The organism is Salinivirga sp. (genome assembly GCF_035268865.1).
GTDB lineage: Bacteria > Bacteroidota > Bacteroidia > Bacteroidales > Salinivirgaceae > Salinivirga.
The window spans coordinates 1-2610 of sequence record NZ_DATFKB010000149.1 but is presented as its reverse complement, the minus strand read 5'-3'; the positions used below and the strand labels follow the sequence as shown (position 1 = coordinate 2610).

Here is a 2610-nt window from a genome sequence, read left to right as displayed (position 1 = left end):
ATATTTGCCTGGTACGACATATGGGTAGGCGCATTTTGGGATCGAAAAAAACAATGGCTATATATTTTGCCATTACCAATGGTGGGAGTTATTTTGAAATTCAACGCCAGACAGAAAAAAACTTCACAAAAAAATCCGGGGCACAAATAATTATTGCGCCCCGAAAGCAGATTCAAGTAAAGCTTATAAAATATCCGCTTTAATCTTTTCGATCTTTTCTTTCAGTTCTTCAATTGCTTCATCATATTCGCGGTGAGACTTCAGTTCTCCGGTTACGCCAAAATAAAATTTGATTTTTGGTTCGGTTCCTGACGGACGAGCACTGATTTTACTGCCATCTTCCAGGAAAAATTGCAACACATTACTTTTGGGTAAGCCAATATTCTTAGTTACTCCGGCGGTTAAATCACGGTATTCATCCTTCATGTAATCTATAACTGCTGTCACCTCTTTCCGGTGAATTTTCTTTGGTGGGTCATTCCGGAGTTTATCCATCATAGCCTGAATTTCATCGGCTCCGGCCTTACCTTTTTTCACAATGGAAATAAGGTTTTCGTAGTACAATCCATATTCCATGTAAATATCGAATAGCATTTCAAACGCTGATTTTCCCTGGTCGTTGGCCCATGCCACAGCTTCAGCAATTAGCGCACACGACATCACGGCATCTTTATCGCGCACAAATTCTCCGGCAAGGTACCCATAGCTCTCTTCACCTCCTCCTATGAAGGTTTCTTCTCCTTCTTTGCGACCAATTATATCAGCTATATATTTAAAACCTGTAAGTACATTGTGACATTTCACACCATAATGTGCTGCAATTTTTGGCAGTAACTCAGTGGTCACAATGGTTTTTACAATATACTGTTTCCCATCAATCTTGCCATTGTCTTTCCATTTATGTAAAAGATAATTGATCAGCAATACAGCAGCCTGGTTACCATTGAGCAATTCAAACTCACCCTTCAGGTTTTTCACGGCAATTCCCACGCGGTCGGCATCGGGGTCAGTAGCCATAACGAGGTCGGCATCTATTTCTTTTGCCTTATTGAGCGCCATTTCCAGTGCTGCGGGTTCTTCGGGGTTGGGCGATTTCACGGTTGGGAAGTTTCCGTCTGTTACATCCTGTTCAGGAATATTTATTACATTCTCAAAACCATAAGCCTTAAGCGCCATGGGCACCAATTTGACAGCTGTACCATGAATGGGTGTAAAAACAATTTTCATGTTTTTGTTCCGCTCAATTATTTCTGGTGATAGAGAGAGTGTTTTCAGCCGATCAATATATTTTTTATCGATTTCGTCGCCAATAATTTCAATGAGCTCCGCGTTTTTGTCGAACTTAATTTCGCTAATATCGGAAATGGAAGCCACCTCATTAATGATATTTTTGTCGTGGGGTTCAATAATCTGGGCGCCATCTTCCCAATAGACCTTATAACCGTTATATTCTTTAGGGTTATGCGAAGCTGTTACCACCACACCACTCTGACAGCCTAATTCGCGTATTGCAAACGAAAGCTCCGGGGTTGGTCGTAATGCATCAAACAAATAAACTTTAATGTCGTTGGCCGAGAAAATATCGGCAGTGGTTTTGGCAAACAGCTCGCCATTGTTGCGACAATCATAAGCAATGGCCACACTTATTTGCTGATCTTTGAAATTTTTCTTCAGGTAATTTGCCAATCCCTGCGTAGCCATGCCAACGGTATAAATATTCATACGGTTCGATCCGGCCCCCATTACACCACGCAAACCGCCGGTTCCAAACTCCAGATCCTTGTAAAATGCATCAATTAGCTCATCATTTTCAGCCTTCAGCATAGCGTCAATTTCTTTCCTGGTCTCATCATCAATTTCCATTGAAAGCCATTGCCGGGCTTTATCTTTTACTTGTTGAAGGGTTTCATCTTGCATGGTAGTGTTATTTTAGTTTGACAAAATTCAAATTGAACTACAAAGTTATGATTTTACCACTATTTTTGACATAAAGCCAGCCTCCAATAGCTTAAACCAATTAAAAAAGCCATTGTTTTCCGGGTTTATTATGTATTTTAGCACAACAACCTTTTAAAAAGAACGAATGAAAATTCACGAAACATATTTTCTGATAGGTGCAGCATTGCTTGTATTATCAATTCTGGTAGGATTCTGGCTTGGAAAACAGGGAGCCCCTTACAAAATGCTTCCATCCACACTCCACAAACTTAGTGCTGTTGGAGGAATTGTATTATTTATTTTAGCTTATCTGAAATACAGCAAACAGGCAACATTACCTTCAGCCATGACAACCCTAAGCATTGTAACTGCCGTACTTCTCGCCGCTGCCATTATAACGGGTGCAATAATCAGTAATCGCAATACCGGAGAGGGCATAATTATAAGAATACACAATGCAACAAGTATCGGGAGTGTACTATCACTTATTGGTCTTGTCATTTTTTATTTGCGACATACTTAATAAAGCAAGATGGATTCAGGAAGTACGCTCAAGTGTACAAATCTCTTTTCCTGCTTCGGTTTTACGCTCATTATCAACATGATACCGACGTACACCCTGACGCAAATTATACCGGCTCGACATTACTTCACCATATGCTCCCACCTGCT

General features: G+C 40.5%; 3 protein-coding genes. 2 read left to right on the top strand and 1 reads right to left on the bottom strand.

Translation table 11 applies throughout. From position 1 onward, the window contains the following. Positions 1-203 (top strand): hypothetical protein (locus VJ937_RS08940; RefSeq protein WP_324066553.1); only part of this gene is annotated, 203 nt, incomplete at its 5' end. Here VJ937_RS08940 and VJ937_RS08935 read toward each other — a convergent pair. Further along, positions 184-1917 (bottom strand): phospho-sugar mutase, encoded by a 1734-nt coding sequence (locus VJ937_RS08935; RefSeq protein WP_324066552.1) that lies wholly within the window; start codon positions 1915-1917, stop codon positions 184-186. The genes VJ937_RS08940 and VJ937_RS08935 overlap by 20 nt on opposite strands. A gap of 166 nt (positions 1918-2083) precedes the next feature. Between VJ937_RS08935 and VJ937_RS08930 the strand changes: the two genes are divergently transcribed. Then, positions 2084-2461, top strand: coding sequence for a hypothetical protein (locus VJ937_RS08930; protein WP_324066551.1), 378 nt, complete (start codon positions 2084-2086; stop codon positions 2459-2461). The last annotated feature ends 149 nt before the right edge of the window (positions 2462-2610 follow it).